Origin of the sequence: Pseudomonas sp. HN11 (assembly GCF_021390155.1) — a bacterium.
Lineage (GTDB): Bacteria > Pseudomonadota > Gammaproteobacteria > Pseudomonadales > Pseudomonadaceae > Aquipseudomonas.
On the sequence record NZ_CP089985.1, the window covers coordinates 895,883 to 913,333 of the forward strand.

A 17,451-nucleotide genomic window follows, 5' to 3' on the forward strand; every position below is an offset into this window, starting at 1 on the left:
TATCCGGATATGTAGGACACGGCGCGCATTATGCCGTGGCTTGTCGAGAAACATTCTGTTTTACACGCAAAAGCTCCACGCATCCGATGCGTGAGTCGGCGGACAGTGGATTACCGTCCGAACCTTTACCGACCGGGCCACCGGCAGGCATCACCTGCAGATCGGGTTGGCAGTGGGGCTGATGGTGTAGCTGCTCGCGCGGGTTTCTTCGCCGATTGCGGCGAAGGGCGGGATCTGAAGTTCTTGCGCCTTTCTTAACGCGTAAAAAAAACCCATGACTTGTCATGGGTTTTTTATATGCAGCCGTTTTACACGTAGAAGGATTTCAGTGGCGGAAAGCCATTGAACTCAACCGCGCTGTAGCTGGTGGTGTAGGCGCCGGTCGACAGCCAGTACAAGCGGTCACCAATCGCCAGGTTCAGCGGCAGGCCGTACTTGTAGTTCTCGTACATAATGTCGGCGCTGTCGCAGGTCGGGCCGGCGATGACCACTTCTTCCATCTCGCCTTTTTTCTCGGTCCAGATCGGGAACTTGATGGCTTCGTCCATGGTTTCGATCAGGCCGGAGAACTTGCCCACATCCGTGTACACCCAACGCTCGACGGCGGTACGGGATTTACGCGCCACCAGCACCACTTCACTGACCAGGATGCCGGCGTTGGCGATCAACGAACGGCCCGGCTCCAGGATGATTTCCGGCAGGTCGTCGCCGAAATCTTCCTTGAGGAAGCGGATGATTTCTTCGGCGTAGGTTTCCAGGCTGTTGGTACGGGTGATGTAGTTGGCCGGGAAGCCACCGCCCATGTTGATCAGCTTGAGGTGGATGCCGTCTTCTTCCTTCAGGCGTTCGAAGATCACTTTGACCTTGGCGATTGCCGCGTCCCACACGCTGATGTCGCGCTGCTGCGAGCCCACGTGGAACGAGATGCCGTAAGGCACCAGGCCCAGGTCGCGGGCGAGGATCAGCAGGTCCATCGCCATGTCGGTCTGGCAACCGAATTTGCGCGACAACGGCCAATCAGCCGTGGTCGAGCCTTCGGTGAGGATACGCACATACACTTTAGAGCCCGGCGCGGCCTTGGCGATGTTGCGCAGGTCGGCTTCGGAGTCGGTAGAGAACAGGCGCACGCCCTTCTCATAGAAGTAGCGGATGTCCTTGGATTTCTTGATGGTATTGCCGTAGCTGATACGGTCGGCGCTGACGCCACGGTCCATCACTTTGTCCAGCTCGTAGATCGAAGCGATGTCGAAGCTCGAGCCTTTGTCCTTGAGCAGGTCGATGATCTCGACAGCCGGGTTGGCCTTGACCGCGTAATAGACCTTGGCGAATTCGAAACCGGCGCGCAGGTCATCGTAGGCCTGGCTGATCATCGCGGTATCGATCACCACGAATGGGGTTTCTTGCTTGTCGGCGAACGCCTTCATTTTGTCAAAAGTGGCGCGCGCGAAATAATCTTCGACGTTGATCGACATGCTGGGAACTCCTAAGGGCAAACTGTAGTAATCAATGGGTGCAACTGAACGTCCTCCGTATCCCCACTTTGGTTCGCCTACTTCCCAAGGCATGTCGCCGAAAGCAAAAAGGCCATGGGAATAACCGCTTCCCTTGGCCTTGCTGTCTCGTCGTCAGTACTTGAGCCGGATGGATCGTTTCCAGCATGGACGTTCGGCGCGAACTTTAGGACGTGAGGGGCCATAGATCAACTAAAAATGTCGCGTTTTTGCACGCGTTCGTCGCGGTGCGTGGCTGAGGTACGTTTTAACCGACCCTTATGACAGGCAGATGTTCCCGTTTTCAGGTCTGGGTCTGCGAAATGATCCTTGCGCGGCGTGCATTGTTGGTGCCGTAGGCATAGTCACTGACGCAATGGAGGATGCTTCGGATATCCAGAAAAGATATAAGTAATGACGATGACCTGTTAGGTATGACAGTAGCCAAATTTGCATGCCTTGTGAATACTGAGTTTGCAATGAGTTGACTGTAAAAAAAATAGCCGGTCCTAAAGCAGGTTTTTTATAAATCGTGGTTGTGTGCGTGGATGAATTTGTTCGCGCGCTAGTATTGTTTTGTATGTTTTAAGGCTGGTATCTCAACCTATAAGCGGCGAGGTATTAGCCATGAGCAATAAAGGAAAAAGAACCACTGGAACGTTGTTGCTGGTCTGTGTTTTGGCAATGAGTTCGACTTGTGTGAATGCGAGTCCGGGCACTGATGCGGCGACAATGATGAGGTATTTGTATAACTTTACCGCCCGCGATTGTGGTAACGGCAGATTGGCATCGGAATGTTCTGGCCTCATGTTGCGAGGAATCGCCAGCAAGCAAAGTTATCTTCCATGGGATCCAAGCCCTTACTCCCACAGTCTCGAGGTCGGCGGCTTTGGGCCGCCCAACCTCTCCAACAGGGGGGTATCGGTTTCCTATCTGAGGACGGATACCAGCTATGACGGCCTCGGCCTTAACAAATTCAACGGCTTTGCCTTAAAGCCGAATGATTTTGTCGACCCTAAGACTGAGTTCAAACTAAAAGTGTTATGTGCCTTTCCAATTGACTCGTGGACGGGCAATCGGACTGACGCGGGTTGTGGGGACTATCAGGAAAACCTTAATACGCTGGAGGCTGTCGAAGACTATTGCCAAAAATTGGGCGTTAGTAATGCCAGTGCATGGTTGGAGCATTTTCACCGGCAGCCCACTCAGCCGAGTCTTAAGTCGCATAAGTATCAGTGTGGCTTTGATACGGTGAATAACTATTTTGGTACTTATAATAAGGCGGATGCTTTTAATACATTTGTCGAGGCGAGAAAATTGTTGGCCAATGATGCTGCTGACAAGGTTGATGCACAAGTGACTCAAACTGAATTGCGCCTGTTGACCTGGCCCGACAACAAGTATTGGAACCGCGATTGGGGGGCTACCCGACCTCAGTTCGATGCGCCTCTTGATCCATCGCTGGAGGTCAATAAAACCTATAAGCAGCTGCCGATCATTGCCTTTATCTACGTCAGTAGGGTGGGGGTCATTCATTCCGATGGTAGGGTGTTTGAGGCTCGGGAGCTTGCCCGGGATGATCAGCGCAGGTGGCTAGAGCAAGGGAATGCCTGGAAGCCGATCGTACATCTGGAAATGCCTAAAAACAGTGGAGAGGACGCCAGGTTTACCTACATCAGCGCTGACCAGTCTCCAGTGGCCCCTGAGCCGGTCGACCCACGGTCATGTGATAAGTACATTGAAAGCGTCGAATGGACGGATAATTACGTCGAGCCCGTCATGGGCATCATTGCCTCACTTAAAGTCACCCCCACTGAGTGCGGCAGGAAAGCCGGTGTGGGTAAAACGGATGTGGTGTATGCGGAGTTGGCCAACCTGGCCGCCAATGACATGAGCAAGCCCTGGAACTTCGACCACTTGGGCAGCAGCATGCGCCGTCAACTGGGTTGCCATTTGGACTCGCCGTTCATCGCCGCTAACAAGGAGAGCTGGAGCCTGGAGCCGGCGCGTCCCTATGTGCCCCATGATGTGATCATGAAGCTGGAAGGGAACAGCCTGTGCAACCCCAACAGTGTCAATACGAAGGCGTAGACCCTGCGCCGGTCGTCGCCTGGGGCTAGGCGGCGACCGTTTTCGTCAGGCCAACGCAGTCTCAGCAGGCGAGACGATACTGGTCTTGCCCCCACGCGACTTACCAGAACTCAGATACTCGGCAATCGATTCCTGCGTCACCTCGCCCAGGAACACCCGCTCCGCATCCATCACCGGCAGCCACGAGCGGTTGAACTCATACATGCGCGACAGCAGGATGCGCAAATGCTCGTCATATGCCGCCGTGGCATTGAACTCGCGCAGGTACTGGCCGCAGGTGCCGGTCTGACGGTGCAGGTCGCGGCGTCGTACATAGCCCAGCGCCTTGTTCTCGGCACAGGTGACCACCACGTAGCGGCGGTCATGCTCGTCCATCAACTCCAATGCCTCGGCCACTGGCGTCTCAGGGCTCACCGACGGTGCGTTATCCGCCGCGTCTTCGGCCTTCACCAGCAACAGGCGCTTGAGGGTGCTGTCCTGGCCCACGAAGTTGCTGACGAACTCGTCGGCAGGGTGCGCCAGCAGCGTGTCCGGATGGTCGATCTGCAGGAGCTTGCCGGCACGGAAGATGGCGATCTTGTCACCCAGCTTGATAGCCTCGTCGATGTCGTGGCTGACCATGATCACGGTCTTGTTCAGTGCGCGCTGCATCTCGAAGAATTCGTTCTGGATCATCTCGCGGTTGATCGGGTCGACCGCGCCGAACGGTTCATCCATCAGCAACAACGGCGCATCGGCCGCCAACGCGCGGATCACGCCGATGCGCTGTTGCTGGCCGCCAGACAATTCACGCGGGTAGCGATGCAGGTACTGTTTGGGCTCCAGCTTGATCATGCTCATCAACTCGCGGGCGCGGTCGTGGCATTTCTGCTTGTCCCAGCCGAGCAGCTTGGGCACGACCACGATGTTTTCCTCGATGGTCATATTCGGGAACAGGCCGATCTGCTGGATCACATAGCCGATGTTGCGACGCAGGGTCACTTCATCGAGGTCGGTGGTGTCTTCGCCGTTGATCAGGATCTTGCCCGACGTAGGCTTGATCAGGCGGTTGATCATCTTCAGCGTGGTGCTCTTGCCGCAGCCCGAGGGACCGAGGAATACGCAAATTTCGCCTTCATTGACGGTCAGGCTTACATCGTTAACGGCCGTTACAGTCTTGCCGTTGCTTTGGAAGGTCTTGGACAGGTTTTGAAGTTCGATCATTTGAGCAATCCTTTTGGAGTCAGCGAGCGTTGCAGCCATTGCAAGAGCAGGTCGGCGAAGATGGCCAGGAGACTGACCAGTACGGCGCCGACGATCAGCATCGACATGTCGCTGCGGCTGATGGAAGCCAGAATAAGTACACCCAGGCCACCGGCGCCGATGGTGGCGGCGATGGTCATCACACCGATATTCATCACCACGGCAGTGCGCACACCGGCGAGGATCACCGGCACGGCGATGGGCAGTTCGACCATGCGTAGACGCTGGCCAAAGGTCATGCCGATGCCGCGTGCGGCTTCGCGAATGCCTGGTTCCACGCCGGTCAGGGCGAGGTAGGTGTTACGCATGATCGGCAACAGGGAGTAGAGGAACACGGCGGTGATCGCCGGCATCGGCCCCAGGCCCTGGCCGAACTTGGAATAGAACGGCAGCAGCAGGCCGAACAGCGCGATGGACGGCACGGTGAGCAGCACCGTGGCGCTGGCTTGCAGCGGGCCCGCGAGCGTCGGGAAGCGCGTCATCAGGATGCCCAGGGGCACGCCGATCAGGATCGCGAGGATCACGGCGATGCCGACCAGGGTGATGTGTTGCCCGGTCAGTTGCAGGACTTGGGCCCAATCAAGATGGGAAAAGGCGTTCAGGAATTCCATGTCTTCTCCTCTTATTGATTGATCGGGTGTTGGCGCAGGAAATCGGCGGCAACAGCGGAGGGGCTTTCATGGTCGACGTCGACCCGTGCGTTCAACTGGCGCATGGTTGCGTCATCGAACAGGGCGGCCAATGGCTTGAGGTCCGCGGCCAATTCCGGGTGTGCGTCGAGATACACCTGACGCACCACGGGGGCGGCGGTGTAGTCCGGGAAGTAGTGCTTGTCGTCTTCGAGCAGCTTCAATTTGAAGGCGTTGAGGCGACCGTCGGTGGTGTAGACCAGACCGGCAAACACCTGGCCATTACGCAGCGCGGTGTAGACCAGGCCGGCGTCCATCTGCCGGGTGTTCTTGCGGGTCAGGTTCATATCGTACAGCTTGACCATGCCGGCCAGGCCGTCGGAACGGTTGGCGAACTCGGTGTCCAGGGCCACCAGGCGATTTTCCTTGGTGTTCTCCGCCATGGCCTTGGTCAGGTCGCTGATGCTGTTGATTTCGGGATGCCCAGCGGCAACCTTCTCCGGCAGTGCCAGGGCGTAGGTGTTGCTGAAGCGCGAAGGCGAGAGCCAGACCAAGCCTTTTTTTGCGTCGAGTTCCTTCACCCGAGCGTAGGACTGTTCGCTGTCGAGTTTCTCGTCAACGTGGTTGTAGGCCACCAGCGACACGCCGGTGTATTCCCAGATGAGATCCAGTTGCCCGCTTTCCTGGGCACTGCGCGCCAGGTTGCTGCCCAGGCCGCCGGTCACACGGGCGTCATAGCCCTTGGTGCGCAGGTACTGGGAGGTGATTTCGGCCAACAGGGTCTGTTCGGTGAACACCCGGGCGCCGATGCGGATTACCGGTTTTTCAGCGGCTTGCGCAATACCTGCCAACAGCAGGACGCAGCTCAATATCAAGGTCAGTTTTTTCATGTGAATTCCTTTGCCAAGCCTTAAGACGGACGCAACCCGCGTTCCAGCCAGAGGCGGCTGGCCATGGTCACCAGACCGTCAAGCAGCAATGCCAGCAACGCGGTGCACGCGGCGCCGAGTAGCAATTGCGGCTGATTGTTCAGGGCGATGCCGGGGAAGATCAGGCTGCCAAGGCTGTTGGCGCCGATCAGGAACGCCAGCGGCGCGGTGCCGACGTTGATCGCCAGGGCCACGCGCACTCCGCCGATGATGATCGGCACGGCGTTGGGCAGTTCCACGCGAAACAGCACCTGGCGCGGCGTCATACCGATGCCGGTGGCGGCTTCCTTCAGCGAACCTTGAACGTTTTTCAGGCCTTCGTAGGTGTTGCGCACGATGGGCAGGAGGGAGGCAAGGAACAGCGCGAAGATGGCCGGGCCGCTGCCGATGCCGAGGACGCCGAGGGCGATGGCCAGTACGGCCAGGGGAGGAACGGTGTTGCCGATGTTGAAGATCTGCATGAAGCGTTCTGCGCGCCCGACCATGTTCGGTCGGCTGAGCAGGATACCGGCGGGGATGCCCACAATCAGGGCGGCCAGCATGGAGACTAGAACGAGGATCAAATGTGCTTGCAGGTAAAACAACAAATCGTCGCGGTACAGTTCGATCGTGTTGATGCCGATCCAGTGGACCAGCAGGGCCAAGAGGGCGACGACAACCGCTCCTCCTATCAGCCCTTTGCCATAGCGAATAGCCACAGGCGGACTCCTTTTTTCTTTTGTCGGCGAACACATTCTCCGGCGGCAATGCCATTCCTGGCTGCCTCTGAATGAGTTCGCGAAAAGCAGCTCGTCCATACCGGCAACGCGGTATCAATCCGAGCCATGAGCGCAGCCTCGTCAGGCTAACTTGCTGATTTATCAGCCCCTGTTACGAGTGCGGTAGCAGGGGAGTGGACGTCTCGACCATTTAAAGGTTCCACACTTGGCAGCATTTAGCCACCCCCAATCGGGTGAACGGTGGTCCGGTCCCTGGGGTTTGCGCTATACTCGCCGCCCTTTTTTGACTCACCTGCCAGGCGATTTCCCATGACCCACCAGGCCGCCGAAGTCGCGAAACGCCGCACTTTCGCCATTATTTCCCACCCCGATGCCGGTAAAACCACCATCACCGAGAAGCTCCTGCTGATGGGCAAGGCAATCGCGGTGGCCGGCACGGTGAAATCCCGCAAGTCCGACCGCCATGCCACCTCCGACTGGATGGAAATGGAAAAACAACGGGGTATTTCCATTACCACGTCGGTCATGCAGTTTCCGTATCGCGACCACATGGTCAACCTGCTCGACACCCCGGGGCACGAAGACTTCTCTGAAGACACCTACCGCACCCTGACCGCGGTCGACTCGGCTTTGATGGTCCTCGACGGCGGTAAAGGCGTCGAGCCACGGACCATCGCGCTGATGGACGTATGCCGTTTGCGTGACACGCCGATCGTCAGTTTTATCAACAAACTCGACCGCGACATCCGCGACCCGATCGAGCTGCTGGATGAAATCGAAGCCGTCCTGAAGATCAAGGCGGCTCCGATCACTTGGCCGATCGGTTGCTACCGTGACTTCAAGGGCGTGTACCACCTGGCTGACGACTACATCATTGTCTACACCGCTGGTCACGGTCACGAGCGCACCGAAACCAAGATCATCGAGAAACTCGACTCCGACGAAGCCCGCGCCCACCTGGGTGACGAGTACGACCGCTTTGTCGATCAGCTGGAGCTGGTGCAGGGTGCCTGCCATGAGTTCAACCAGCAGGAATTTCTCGACGGCCAGTTGACCCCGGTGTTCTTCGGTACCGCCCTGGGCAACTTCGGTGTCGACCACGTGCTCGACGCCGTGGTGGATTGGGCGCCAAAACCCCTGGCCCGCGTTGCCAACGAACGCACCGTCGAGCCTGTGGAAGAGAAATTCACCGGTTTCGTGTTCAAGATCCAGGCGAACATGGACCCAAAACACCGCGACCGTATCGCCTTCATGCGTATCTGTTCCGGCAAATACGAAAAAGGCATGAAGATGCGCCACGTGCGTACCGGCAAGGACGTACGCATCGGCGACGCCCTGACGTTCTTCTCCTCCGAGCGTGAACAGCTCGAAGAAGCCTACGCCGGCGACATCATCGGCCTGCACAACCACGGCACCATCCAGATCGGCGACACCTTCACTGAAGGCGAAGCCCTGGGCTTCACCGGTATCCCGCACTTCGCCCCGGAACTGTTCCGCCGCGTACGCCTGCGCGATCCGCTCAAATCCAAGCAACTGCGCCAAGGCTTGCAGCAACTGGCGGAAGAGGGCGCCACCCAGGTGTTCTTCCCCGAGCGCAGCAATGACATCATCCTTGGCGCCGTGGGTGTGCTGCAGTTCGATGTGGTGGCCAGCCGCTTGAAAGAGGAATACAAGGTTGAATGCTCCTACGAGGCGATCACCGTGTATTCGGCGCGCTGGATCGAGTGCAGCGATAAGAAAAAACTGGAAGAGTTTTCCAACAAGGCCGTGGAAAACCTGGCGGTGGATGGCGGTGGTCACCTGACCTACCTGGCGCCGACCCGGGTGAACCTGGCGCTGATGGAAGAGCGCTGGCCGGATGTGAAGTTCAGGGCGACGCGCGAGCACCATTAATTTAGCCTCTAATTTTGAACAACTAACTGAAAACCCTAAAGATTTTATCTTTAGGGTTTTTTTTGACTTTGTAAGCGGCTAAAAGTCAACTGTGAAGTTTGACAGTGGATTTTTATATTGATCAGCCGTTAGATAGGTAAGAAGGTCGTGAGGCCTACCGCCAATGCTTATAAGTAGACGTTCAATGGCATGTTCTTGGCTCGGGGGGGTTAAAGTACAGAGCTTTATATCAGGTTACCTAGCATGGAGATTGGATCATGGTCAGTCATGAGGAAGAGCAGGTACAGAATGCTACCGGGTATTTTGAATATCGTTTTGAAGGCGGGGGGCTTGTAACCCCGCAGTATAAGTACGTATATCTTGAAGAGGGGCCGCCACCGATCCTACCGATATTTAAAGGTCGGGATACTCAAAACGGTATTCGTGAAACGGGCTTTACCTTTAGATTCGACTCGTATGACTTTTGGGGTGTCAATATTCCTGTCGGTCAGGGATTCCGTGTGGATCATTATTTAGTAGGGGGCCGTACTGAGGTTACGTCCGGTTCTATTACTGGAATGATAAATTCCTCAGAGAAAGCCGGATTTTTTAAGTTTGATCTCAATGTGGATGTTTCGGGCTCGACGACACGCGTCGAAGGGTTCTTTATATTGAAGCAAAACGTTACTGCATTATAATCTCGAAAGGTTCTCTCGCCTGGCTCTGCATTGGGCAACCTGGTGATAATGGAAGGTGAGCATCATTAAGATCTTTGCGGTTGAGAGAAGGGCGATGCTGTAATGGCTTCGCCCTTTTTTCGGCATTTGAAATGCAATCAACTGTGGGAGGGGCAAGCCCTCCCACGTTCTCATCTCTCTAAGGCTGGGAGTTGGCGAAAACCCTGCATCGGGTCTAGCTTTCACACATTGACTGTGAAGGAGACCACCGTGCGAAATGTTCGATACGTTATTTGTCTGATGCTATTGGCAGGGCCAGTGCTGACAACGCTCCCGGCACTGGCTGGCGATGGCACCCCCCAGTGGAAAGATACCGGCCCTGTCACCAAGAAAAAGGCCAACGAGGTCAATTCCGGTAGTTGGAAACCGCAGCCCCAACCCACAGATGTCAGGGATCCGGAAAACCCGATCAACGAAGGAGAGGATAGTGAGACTTTTGATGACGGCGAAACCTGAGATGCAGCGCCAACCCAAAAAGAAGCCCCTCCCGCAAGGTTGATGCGCAACCTGACGGGAAGGGCTGTAGAACGCTGTATCACTGATCGTTCCCACGCAGCATGGGAGCGATCTCACAAGGCTCAGGCCACGAACTGCTCCGCATAATGGCAAGCCACCTGCCGGTTATCCAACGGCCGCAACTGCGGCTCCTCGGTGCTGCACCGCGCCGTCGCATACGGGCAACGCTTATGGAACGCGCAGCCTGGTGGCGGGTTCAACGGGTTAGGCAACTCGCCGACAATCTTGATCTTCGGCTTGTTCGGGTCTGGGTGGATGGTCGGGGTGGCCGACAGCAGTGCCTGGGTGTACGGGTGCAGCGGGCGTGCGTAGATGTCTTCCTTGGGACCGACTTCCACCGGGCGGCCGAGGTACATCACCATCACGTCATCGGCGACGTGCTGCACCACGGCCAGGTTGTGGGAAATGAACACGTAGGCCGTGTTGAATTCCTGCTGCAGGTCCATGAACAGATTGAGCACCTGAGCCTGGATCGATACGTCCAGTGCGGAGGTCGGTTCATCCGCCACCAGCACCTTAGGTTGCAGCATCATGGCGCGAGCCAATGCGATTCGCTGGCGCTGACCACCGGAGAACATATGCGGGTAGCGCTGATAATGCTCGGGACGCAGGCCCACTTGCTTCATCATTGCCTGCACTTTTTCACGGCGTTCGGTGGCGGACAGGTGGGTGTTGATCAGCAGCGGCTCGCCGAGTTGATCACCGACTTTCTGGCGCGGATTCAGCGAGGCGTACGGGCTCTGGAACACCATCTGCACATCTTTGCGCAGTTGCCTGCGCTGGGCCTTGTCGGCACCGGCGACTTCCTGACCGGCGATTTTCAAGGAGCCCGAAGACGGCTCTTCAATCAGCGTGAGGGCACGGGCCAGGGTGGATTTGCCGCAACCCGACTCGCCTACGACGGCGAGGGTCTTGCCGGCTTCCAGCTCGAAGGACACGCCATTGAGGGCACGCACAGTGGCGTGGCCCTTGAACAGGCCACGTGACACTTCGTAATGACGGGTGAGGTCGCGGGCGGTAAGAACGACGGCCATTACGCCACCTCCTGGTTCAAGGGGTAGAAGCAGCGCGCGAGGCTGTTGGTTTTCGGATCAAGCCCTGGACGCTGCGCACGGCAGGATTCCTGCACATACGGGCAGCGCGGCGACAGCAGGCAGCCCTGCGGACGGTCGTAGCGACCTGGAACGATGCCCGGCAGCGTGGCCAGGCGCGTGGCGCCCAAGCTGTGCTCGGGGATTGCCTTGAGCAGTGCTTCGCTGTACGGGTGCGCCGGAATGTCGAACAACTGAGGCACCTGGCCGACTTCCACGGCTTGGCCTGCGTACATCACGCACACGCGCTGGGCGGTTTCCGCCACGACCGCGAGGTCATGGGTGATCAGCACCAGGCCCATGTTCTGTTCTTTCTGCAGGGCCAGCAGCAGCTCCATGATCTGCGCCTGGATGGTCACGTCCAACGCAGTGGTCGGCTCGTCCGCGATCAGCAGTTTCGGCTCGCCGGCAATCGCCATGGCGATGGCTACACGCTGGCTCATACCACCGGACAGTTGGTGCGGGTAGGCATCCATACGGCTGGCAGCGCCTGGGATTTCCACTTTTTCCAACAGCTCGATGGCACGCTTGCGCGCTTGTTTTCCTGACATTTTCAGGTGCAGGCGCAGCACTTCTTCAATCTGGAAACCCACCGTGTAACTGGGGTTCAGCGCGGTCATCGGGTCCTGGAACACCATCGCCAGGTCTTTGCCGACGATCTGGCGGCGCTGACGGTTGCTCAACTTGAGCATGTCCTTGCCGTCGAAGTTCAGGGCGTCGGCGGTGACGATGCCGGGGTGCTCGATCAGGCCCATCAGCGCCATCATGGTCACGGATTTGCCCGAGCCCGACTCGCCAACGATCGCCAGTACCTCGCCTTTGTCGACCTTGAGGTCGAGGCCATCGACCACCGGCACGGCGGTCTTGTCGCCGAAGCGCACGTTGAGATTCTTGATTTCTAACAGTGACATGGGAATCTCCTCAGGCGGCGTTCTTGAGTTTCGGGTCCAGCGCGTCGCGCAAGCCGTCACCCATCAAGTTGATTGCCAGCACGCTGAGCAAAATGGTCAAACCAGGCAAGCTCACCACCCACCAGGCGCGTTCGATGTAGTCACGGGCCGAAGCCAGCATGGTGCCCCACTCCGGGGTTGGCGGTTGTACGCCAAGACCAAGGAAGCCGAGGGCCGCAGCATCGAGGATTGCCGACGAGAAGCTCAAGGTGGCCTGAACGATCAGCGGCGCCATGCAGTTGGGCAGCACGGTGATGAACATCAGGCGTGGCAGGCCGGCGCCGGCGAGGCGGGCGGCGGTCACGTAGTCACGGTTCAGTTCGCCCATCACCGCCGCGCGGGTCAGACGGACGTAGGACGGCAGCGACACGATGGCGATGGCGATCACGGTGTTGATCAGGCCAGGGCCGAGGATCGCGACAATGGCAACAGCCAGCAGCAGCGAGGGCAGGGCCAGCATGATGTCCATCAGACGCATGATGGTCGGACCGAGCAAGCGCGGGAAAAAGCCGGCGAACAGGCCCAGCAGGATGCCCGGGATCAGCGACATCACCACCGACGACAAGCCTATCAGCAACGACAGGCGCGAGCCCTGGATCAGGCGCGACAGCAGGTCACGGCCCAGCTCGTCGGTGCCGAGCAGGAACTGCATCTGGCCACCTTCCAGCCAGGCTGGCGGGGTCAGCAGGAAATCGCGGTATTGCTCGCTCGGATTATGCGGCGCAACCCAGGGTGCGAAGATCGCGCAGAACACGATCAGCAACATGAACAGCAGGCCGGCAACGGCGCCTTTGTTCTTGGAGAAGGCTTGCCAGAATTCTTTGTACGGGGACGGGTACAGCAGGCTTTGATCGACTGCTGACACTGGAGTAGGTGTGGTCATGGTCATGATCTCAGCGCTGGTGACGGATGCGTGGGTTGGCGAAGCCGTAGAGGATATCCACCACGAAGTTCACCAGGATAACCAGGCAGGCGATCAGCAGGATGCCGTTCTGCACCACCGGGTAGTCCCGCGCGCCAATGGCTTCAATCAGCCATTTGCCGATGCCGGGCCAGGAGAAGATGGTTTCGGTCAAAACCGCACCGGCCAGCAGGGTGCCGACTTGCAGGCCGACCACGGTCAGTACCGGGATCAGCGCGTTACGCAGGCCGTGCACAAACACCACGCGCGCCGGCGACAGGCCTTTGGCCTTGGCGGTGCGGATGTAGTCTTCACGCAATACTTCGAGCATCGACGAACGGGTCATCCGCGCAATCACCGCCAGCGGGATGGTACCCAGCACGATGGCCGGCAGGATCAGGTGGTGCAGGGCGTCCCAGAACGCGTCCGGCTCGTCGGCCAGCAGGGTGTCGATCAGCATGAAGCCGGTGCGCGGCTCGATGTCGTAGAGCAGGTCGATACGCCCGGAAACCGGAGTCCAGCCCAGGCTGACCGAGAAGAACATGATCAGGATCAGGCCCCACCAGAAGATCGGCATCGAGTATCCCGCCAGGGAGATGCCCATCACCCCATGGTCGAACAGGGATCCTCGCTTCAAGGCCGCGATCACCCCGGCCAACAGGCCCAGGATACCGGCGAACAGCAGGGCGGCCATGGACAGTTCCAGGGTCGCCGGGAAGAGTGCGGTGAATTCGGTCCACACGCTGGTGCGAGTACGCAGCGATTCGCCAAGGTCACCCTGGGCGAGTTTGCCGACGTAATCCAGGTATTGCGCATACAGCGGCTTGTTAAGGCCGAGGCGTTCCATTGCCTGTGCGTGCATCTCGGGGTCGACGCGCCGCTCGCCCATCATGACTTCGACGGGGTCGCCAGGGATCATGCGAATCAACGCAAACGTGAGCAACGTTATGCCGAAAAACGTGGGGATCAGTAACCCCAGTCGGCGGGCAATAAAACTAAACATCTTGTTGTTTACCTCAATCAGCCGGTTAGGCAGGTCCGGCACCACCCGGGTGGGCGGTGCCGAGCGTTTCTCTTATTTACTTCACCTGGGTAGTGGCGAAGTTATTTGTCGTCAGTGGGCTTTGGGTATAACCCTCTACGTTCTTGCGCATGGCGGTGAACATTTTCGGGTAAGCCATGGGAATCCACGGTTGGTCCTTGTCGAAAACGTCCAATGCTTGTTCATAGAGTGCCGCGCGCTGGGTCGGTTCAGCATCAGCACGGGCCTTGTCGATCAAGTCTTGAAACTCTTTGTTACACCAGCGGGCGTAGTTTTCGCCGTTTTTCGCTGCATCGCAACTCAGGTTCGGCGTGAGGAAGTTATCCGGGTCGCCGTTATCCCCCGCCCAACCGGCGGAAACCATGTCGTGCTCACCGTTTTTAGCACGTTTGAGCATTTCGCCCCATTCCATGACTTTGATATTCACCTTCAGGCCGATCTGCGCCAGATCCGCCTGCATGCGCTGGGCGCCGAGCATCGGGTTAGGGTTGGTCGGGCCGCCGCCGTTACGGGTGAACAGAGTGAACTCTGTGCCTTCCGGCACACCGGCTTCCTTGAGCAGGGCGCGGGCCTTGTCGAGGTCACGTGGCGGGTTTTTCAGCTTGTCGCTGAAGCCCAGCAGGGTGTTTGGATAAGGGGCGGTGGCATCCACTGCATTGCCTTTGCCGTACAGGGATTCGTTATAGCCTTTCTTGTCGAACGCGATGTTGATTGCGTGGCGTACCCGTGCGTCGCTCATGTACTTGTGGGTGGTGTTCAGCGCGGTGTAGGCGGTGGTCATCGCCGCCAGTTCCGCCACCTTCAGGTTCGGGTCGGCCTTCATGCTCGGCACGTCATCCGGTTTCGGATACAGCGCGATCTGGCACTCGTTGGCCTTGAGCTTTTGCAGACGCACGTTGTTGTCGGTGGTAATCGCCAGGATCAGCGGATCAGCCGGCGGCTTGCCACGGAAGTAATCCGGGTTGGCCTTGAAGCGCACCTGGGCGTCCTTGGCATAGCGGGTGAAGATGAACGGCCCGGTGCCGATCGGCTTGGCATTCAGGTCATCGGTCTTGCCGGACTTGAGCAACTGGTCAGCATACTCGGCGGAGTGAATCGAGGAGAACGCCATGGCCAGGTCGGCCAAAAACGGTGCTTCAGGGCGGGTCAGGGTAAAGACGACAGTGTGATCGTCGATCTTTTCTACGCTCTTGAGCAGTTCCTTGAAGCCCATGCTTTCGAAGTAGGGGTAGCCCACGTTGGACTTTTTATGCCACGGGTGATTCGGGTCCAGCTGGCGCTGGAAACTCCAAAGCACGTCGTCGGCGTTCATGTTGCGCGTGGGCTTGAAGTAGTCGGTGGTGTGGAACTTGATGTCGTCACGCAGGTGAAAGGTGTAGGTCAGGCCATCGGCGCTGATCTCGGGCAGGTCTTTGGCCAGCGCGGGGATCACTTCGGTGGTGCCGGGCTTGAAGTCTACCAGGCGGTTGAACATGGTTTCAGCCGCGGCGTCAGCGGTCACGGCGGTGGTGTATAGCACCGGGTCGAAACCTTCCGGACTGGCTTCGGTGCAGACCACCAGTGGTTTGGCCGAAACGCCGATCGCCACGCTCAACAGCGCGGCAGCCATGGCGGCTTGTAGTGGGAGCAATTTCATTCGGAGCCCTCTGCAATCGATGGGACCAGACAAACGTAGACGGCGGGCTCGTCCTGAGCCCGCCGCTTACTTGGCGCTGATTAAAGAATGTTGAACGGGATGGTGGTGACCAGGCGGAACTCTTTGATGTTGCCGTCAGCTTGTTGCGCGCTGGCGCGGTGAGTCACGTAGGTGCCACGGATGGTCGTGGCCTTGAGCGGGCCGCTCTGAATTGCGTAGGAAGTACCAACGCCGTATTCCTGGTGTTTCTCACCGTCCATGAGGCGCAGGTCGCTGCGCGATACGCCGGCTTCGCCGTAGGCGGTGCCGTTGTAGTGAGTACCGTCGATGCCCCAACCGCGAGCCGAGTAGACGTTGAACTTCAGGCCTGGTACGCCGTATTCGGCCATGTTGATGGCGTAGGCGATCTGGAAAGACTTCTCGTTCGGGCTGTTGAAGTCCGAAGTCAGGGAGTTGGCCAGGTAGATGCCGTTGGTCTCGTGCAGGTAGTCGAAGTACTCGTCACCGTTCACTTCCTGGTACGAGAAGGTCAGGCTGTGGGCCTGGTGGGTCAAGCCCAGGGACAACGAGTAGGTATCGTTGTCGATGTTGCCCATCTTCTTGCTGCCGGTGTCGGTGGTCTTGTAGTAGTTCAGGCCGGTGGTCAGTGCCAGCGTCTGAGCATCACCCAGTTCGTGGGTAGCGCCGAAGTAGTACTGGTTCCAGAAGTCTTCGACGTTGGCGGCGAACACGCTGGTTTTCAGGCTCTTGAACGGCTGGTAGTTGAAGCCCAGGGTTTTGACCTTGTCGGTTTCCTGGCCATTGCCGTATTCGGAACGGAATTTCGACAGGCTCTGCTCGGTACGCGGCGAAACGCGATCGAAGATACCGCCCTGGAACGATAGGTTGCTGAACTCTTCGCTGTTGAAGCTCACGCCTTCAAAGCTCGAAGGCAGGGCACGGTTGCCGATGGTGTCGACGATACCGGTGCTGAAGTTCTGGCGACCGGCGGTCAAGGTGGTGTTGGAGACACGGAACTTGACGTTGGCCAGGCCCAGCTTGCTCCACTGGCCTACAGCGTCGCCGCCGGAATCCGCCAGGGTACGGTTGGAGCCGCCGGCGATATCTTTGCGATCGCGGTCGAGGGCGATGAAGTTGTAGGCAGCGACTTCAGTGCTGACCCCGACAGTGCCTTGGGTGAAGCCCGAGGTGTAGTTGAGGATGGTGCCCTGGGCCCAGTTGATACGGCGGGAGATCGGCGTCTTCACACCGTCTTTGCGGTAGCTGAAGCGGTCGTTGCGAAACTTCATTTCGTTCGCATACCAGTTGCGAGTGGTACCGCCCAGGCTTTGACCGTCGATAAAGCCTTTGGCCTCGCTTTGCGCGCTGGTGCCGGCCAGGGTGGTCGGAACGAAGTCCTGGCTGGCGGGTTCCGCGTAGGCGGTGGCCGTGATGCTGCTGATGGCCAGGGCCAGAAGCGCTTTGCTGCTCAGTTTCATTGATGAAGCTCCTTTGGTTCTCTTTTTAATGCCGGTCTTTTTTGGTGATCCGGCTATTGGGTGTGTAACTCTTTTCAAGCCTTGCAAACGTTTGCCGTAGGAAAAATCCTAATAAATGGCTGCACGTT

The 17,451-nt window shown here is 58.1% G+C and carries 15 protein-coding genes; 4 read left to right on the plus strand and 11 right to left on the minus strand.

The window, feature by feature from the left end; all coding sequences use genetic code 11:
- Positions 1 to 308: 308 nt before the first annotated feature.
- Positions 309 to 1,472, minus strand: a complete 1,164-nt coding sequence (locus tag LVW35_RS04030) for a type III PLP-dependent enzyme (protein WP_014716890.1) — start codon at positions 1,470 to 1,472, stop codon at positions 309 to 311.
- A gap of 645 nt (positions 1,473 to 2,117) precedes the next feature.
- On the opposite strand from LVW35_RS04030, the gene LVW35_RS04035 reads away from it, so the two are divergent.
- Entirely contained in the window at positions 2,118 to 3,581 is a 1,464-nt protein-coding gene (locus LVW35_RS04035) for a DUF2599 domain-containing protein (RefSeq protein ID WP_233893845.1), read from the plus strand.
- A 45-nt stretch (positions 3,582 to 3,626) separates the two neighbouring features.
- Here LVW35_RS04035 and LVW35_RS04040 read toward each other — a convergent pair whose 3' ends face one another.
- The 4 genes from LVW35_RS04040 to LVW35_RS04055 are packed head-to-tail and all read right to left on the minus strand — an operon-like array spanning position 3,627 to position 7,079.
- Positions 3,627 to 4,784: an osmoprotectant ABC transporter ATP-binding protein OsmV gene (locus LVW35_RS04040; protein WP_213548714.1), complete on the minus strand. Its 1,158-nt coding sequence runs from the start codon at positions 4,782 to 4,784 to the stop codon at positions 3,627 to 3,629.
- The gene (locus LVW35_RS04045) at positions 4,781 to 5,434 is read right to left on the minus strand and encodes an ABC transporter permease (RefSeq protein ID WP_010213201.1); all 654 of its coding nucleotides are present in this window, start codon (positions 5,432 to 5,434) and stop codon (positions 4,781 to 4,783) included. Before LVW35_RS04045 ends, LVW35_RS04040 begins: the two co-directional genes overlap by 4 nt.
- A gap of 11 nt (positions 5,435 to 5,445) precedes the next feature.
- Positions 5,446 to 6,342: a glycine betaine ABC transporter substrate-binding protein gene (locus LVW35_RS04050; RefSeq protein ID WP_233893846.1), complete on the minus strand. Its 897-nt coding sequence runs from the start codon at positions 6,340 to 6,342 to the stop codon at positions 5,446 to 5,448.
- A 20-nt stretch (positions 6,343 to 6,362) separates the two neighbouring features.
- Entirely contained in the window at positions 6,363 to 7,079 is a 717-nt protein-coding gene (locus LVW35_RS04055; RefSeq protein ID WP_004372306.1) for an ABC transporter permease, read from the minus strand.
- A 330-nt stretch (positions 7,080 to 7,409) separates the two neighbouring features.
- Between LVW35_RS04055 and LVW35_RS04060 the strand changes: the two genes are divergently transcribed.
- The 3 genes from LVW35_RS04060 (at position 7,410) to LVW35_RS04070 (ending at position 10,165) form a co-directional block, all read left to right on the plus strand.
- Complete coding sequence (locus LVW35_RS04060) at positions 7,410 to 8,993, plus strand: peptide chain release factor 3 (RefSeq protein ID WP_233893847.1); 1,584 nt, start codon at positions 7,410 to 7,412, stop codon at positions 8,991 to 8,993.
- A gap of 257 nt (positions 8,994 to 9,250) precedes the next feature.
- Positions 9,251 to 9,670, plus strand: coding sequence for a hypothetical protein (locus LVW35_RS04065; RefSeq protein WP_233893848.1), 420 nt, complete (start codon positions 9,251 to 9,253; stop codon positions 9,668 to 9,670).
- A 249-nt stretch (positions 9,671 to 9,919) separates the two neighbouring features.
- Positions 9,920 to 10,165, plus strand: a complete 246-nt coding sequence (locus LVW35_RS04070; RefSeq protein ID WP_233893849.1) for a hypothetical protein — start codon at positions 9,920 to 9,922, stop codon at positions 10,163 to 10,165.
- A 122-nt stretch (positions 10,166 to 10,287) separates the two neighbouring features.
- On the opposite strand, the gene LVW35_RS04075 is transcribed toward LVW35_RS04070, so the two are convergent.
- The 6 genes from LVW35_RS04075 to LVW35_RS04100 all read right to left on the minus strand — a co-directional run bounded on the left by LVW35_RS04075 (position 10,288) and on the right by LVW35_RS04100 (position 17,323).
- Positions 10,288 to 11,259 (minus strand): peptide ABC transporter ATP-binding protein, encoded by a 972-nt coding sequence (locus LVW35_RS04075; RefSeq protein ID WP_233893851.1) that lies wholly within the window; start codon positions 11,257 to 11,259, stop codon positions 10,288 to 10,290.
- Entirely contained in the window at positions 11,259 to 12,227 is a 969-nt protein-coding gene (locus LVW35_RS04080) for an ABC transporter ATP-binding protein (protein ID WP_016976249.1), read from the minus strand. Before LVW35_RS04080 ends, LVW35_RS04075 begins: the two co-directional genes overlap by 1 nt.
- A 10-nt stretch (positions 12,228 to 12,237) precedes the next feature.
- A complete protein-coding gene (locus tag LVW35_RS04085) occupies positions 12,238 to 13,149 on the minus strand; it encodes an ABC transporter permease subunit (protein WP_010213191.1) in 912 nt (303 codons plus the stop codon).
- Between the two features lie 10 nt (positions 13,150 to 13,159).
- The gene (locus LVW35_RS04090; RefSeq protein ID WP_003171721.1) at positions 13,160 to 14,170 is read right to left on the minus strand and encodes an ABC transporter permease subunit; all 1,011 of its coding nucleotides are present in this window, start codon (positions 14,168 to 14,170) and stop codon (positions 13,160 to 13,162) included.
- Between the two features lie 76 nt (positions 14,171 to 14,246).
- A complete protein-coding gene (locus LVW35_RS04095) occupies positions 14,247 to 15,845 on the minus strand; it encodes an ABC transporter substrate-binding protein (protein ID WP_233893853.1) in 1,599 nt (532 codons plus the stop codon).
- Between the two features lie 80 nt (positions 15,846 to 15,925).
- The gene (locus LVW35_RS04100) at positions 15,926 to 17,323 is read right to left on the minus strand and encodes an OprD family outer membrane porin (protein WP_233893854.1); all 1,398 of its coding nucleotides are present in this window, start codon (positions 17,321 to 17,323) and stop codon (positions 15,926 to 15,928) included.
- Positions 17,324 to 17,451 lie beyond the last annotated feature (128 nt).

Coding starts and splice junctions, on each gene's coding strand:
- LVW35_RS04030 (WP_014716890.1), bottom strand. CDS start 1,472: ATGTCGATCAACGTCGAAGATTATTTCGCGCGCGCCACTTTTGACAAA.
- LVW35_RS04035 (WP_233893845.1), top strand. CDS start 2,118: ATGAGCAATAAAGGAAAAAGAACCACTGGAACGTTGTTGCTGGTCTGT.
- LVW35_RS04040 (WP_213548714.1), bottom strand. CDS start 4,784: ATGATCGAACTTCAAAACCTGTCCAAGACCTTCCAAAGCAACGGCAAG.
- LVW35_RS04045 (WP_010213201.1), bottom strand. CDS start 5,434: ATGGAATTCCTGAACGCCTTTTCCCATCTTGATTGGGCCCAAGTCCTG.
- LVW35_RS04050 (WP_233893846.1), bottom strand. CDS start 6,342: ATGAAAAAACTGACCTTGATATTGAGCTGCGTCCTGCTGTTGGCAGGT.
- LVW35_RS04060 (WP_233893847.1), top strand. CDS start 7,410: ATGACCCACCAGGCCGCCGAAGTCGCGAAACGCCGCACTTTCGCCATT.
- LVW35_RS04065 (WP_233893848.1), top strand. CDS start 9,251: ATGGTCAGTCATGAGGAAGAGCAGGTACAGAATGCTACCGGGTATTTT.
- LVW35_RS04075 (WP_233893851.1), bottom strand. CDS start 11,259: ATGGCCGTCGTTCTTACCGCCCGCGACCTCACCCGTCATTACGAAGTG.
- LVW35_RS04080 (WP_016976249.1), bottom strand. CDS start 12,227: ATGTCACTGTTAGAAATCAAGAATCTCAACGTGCGCTTCGGCGACAAG.
- LVW35_RS04085 (WP_010213191.1), bottom strand. CDS start 13,149: ATGACCACACCTACTCCAGTGTCAGCAGTCGATCAAAGCCTGCTGTAC.
- LVW35_RS04090 (WP_003171721.1), bottom strand. CDS start 14,170: ATGTTTAGTTTTATTGCCCGCCGACTGGGGTTACTGATCCCCACGTTT.
- LVW35_RS04095 (WP_233893853.1), bottom strand. CDS start 15,845: ATGAAATTGCTCCCACTACAAGCCGCCATGGCTGCCGCGCTGTTGAGC.
- LVW35_RS04100 (WP_233893854.1), bottom strand. CDS start 17,323: ATGAAACTGAGCAGCAAAGCGCTTCTGGCCCTGGCCATCAGCAGCATC.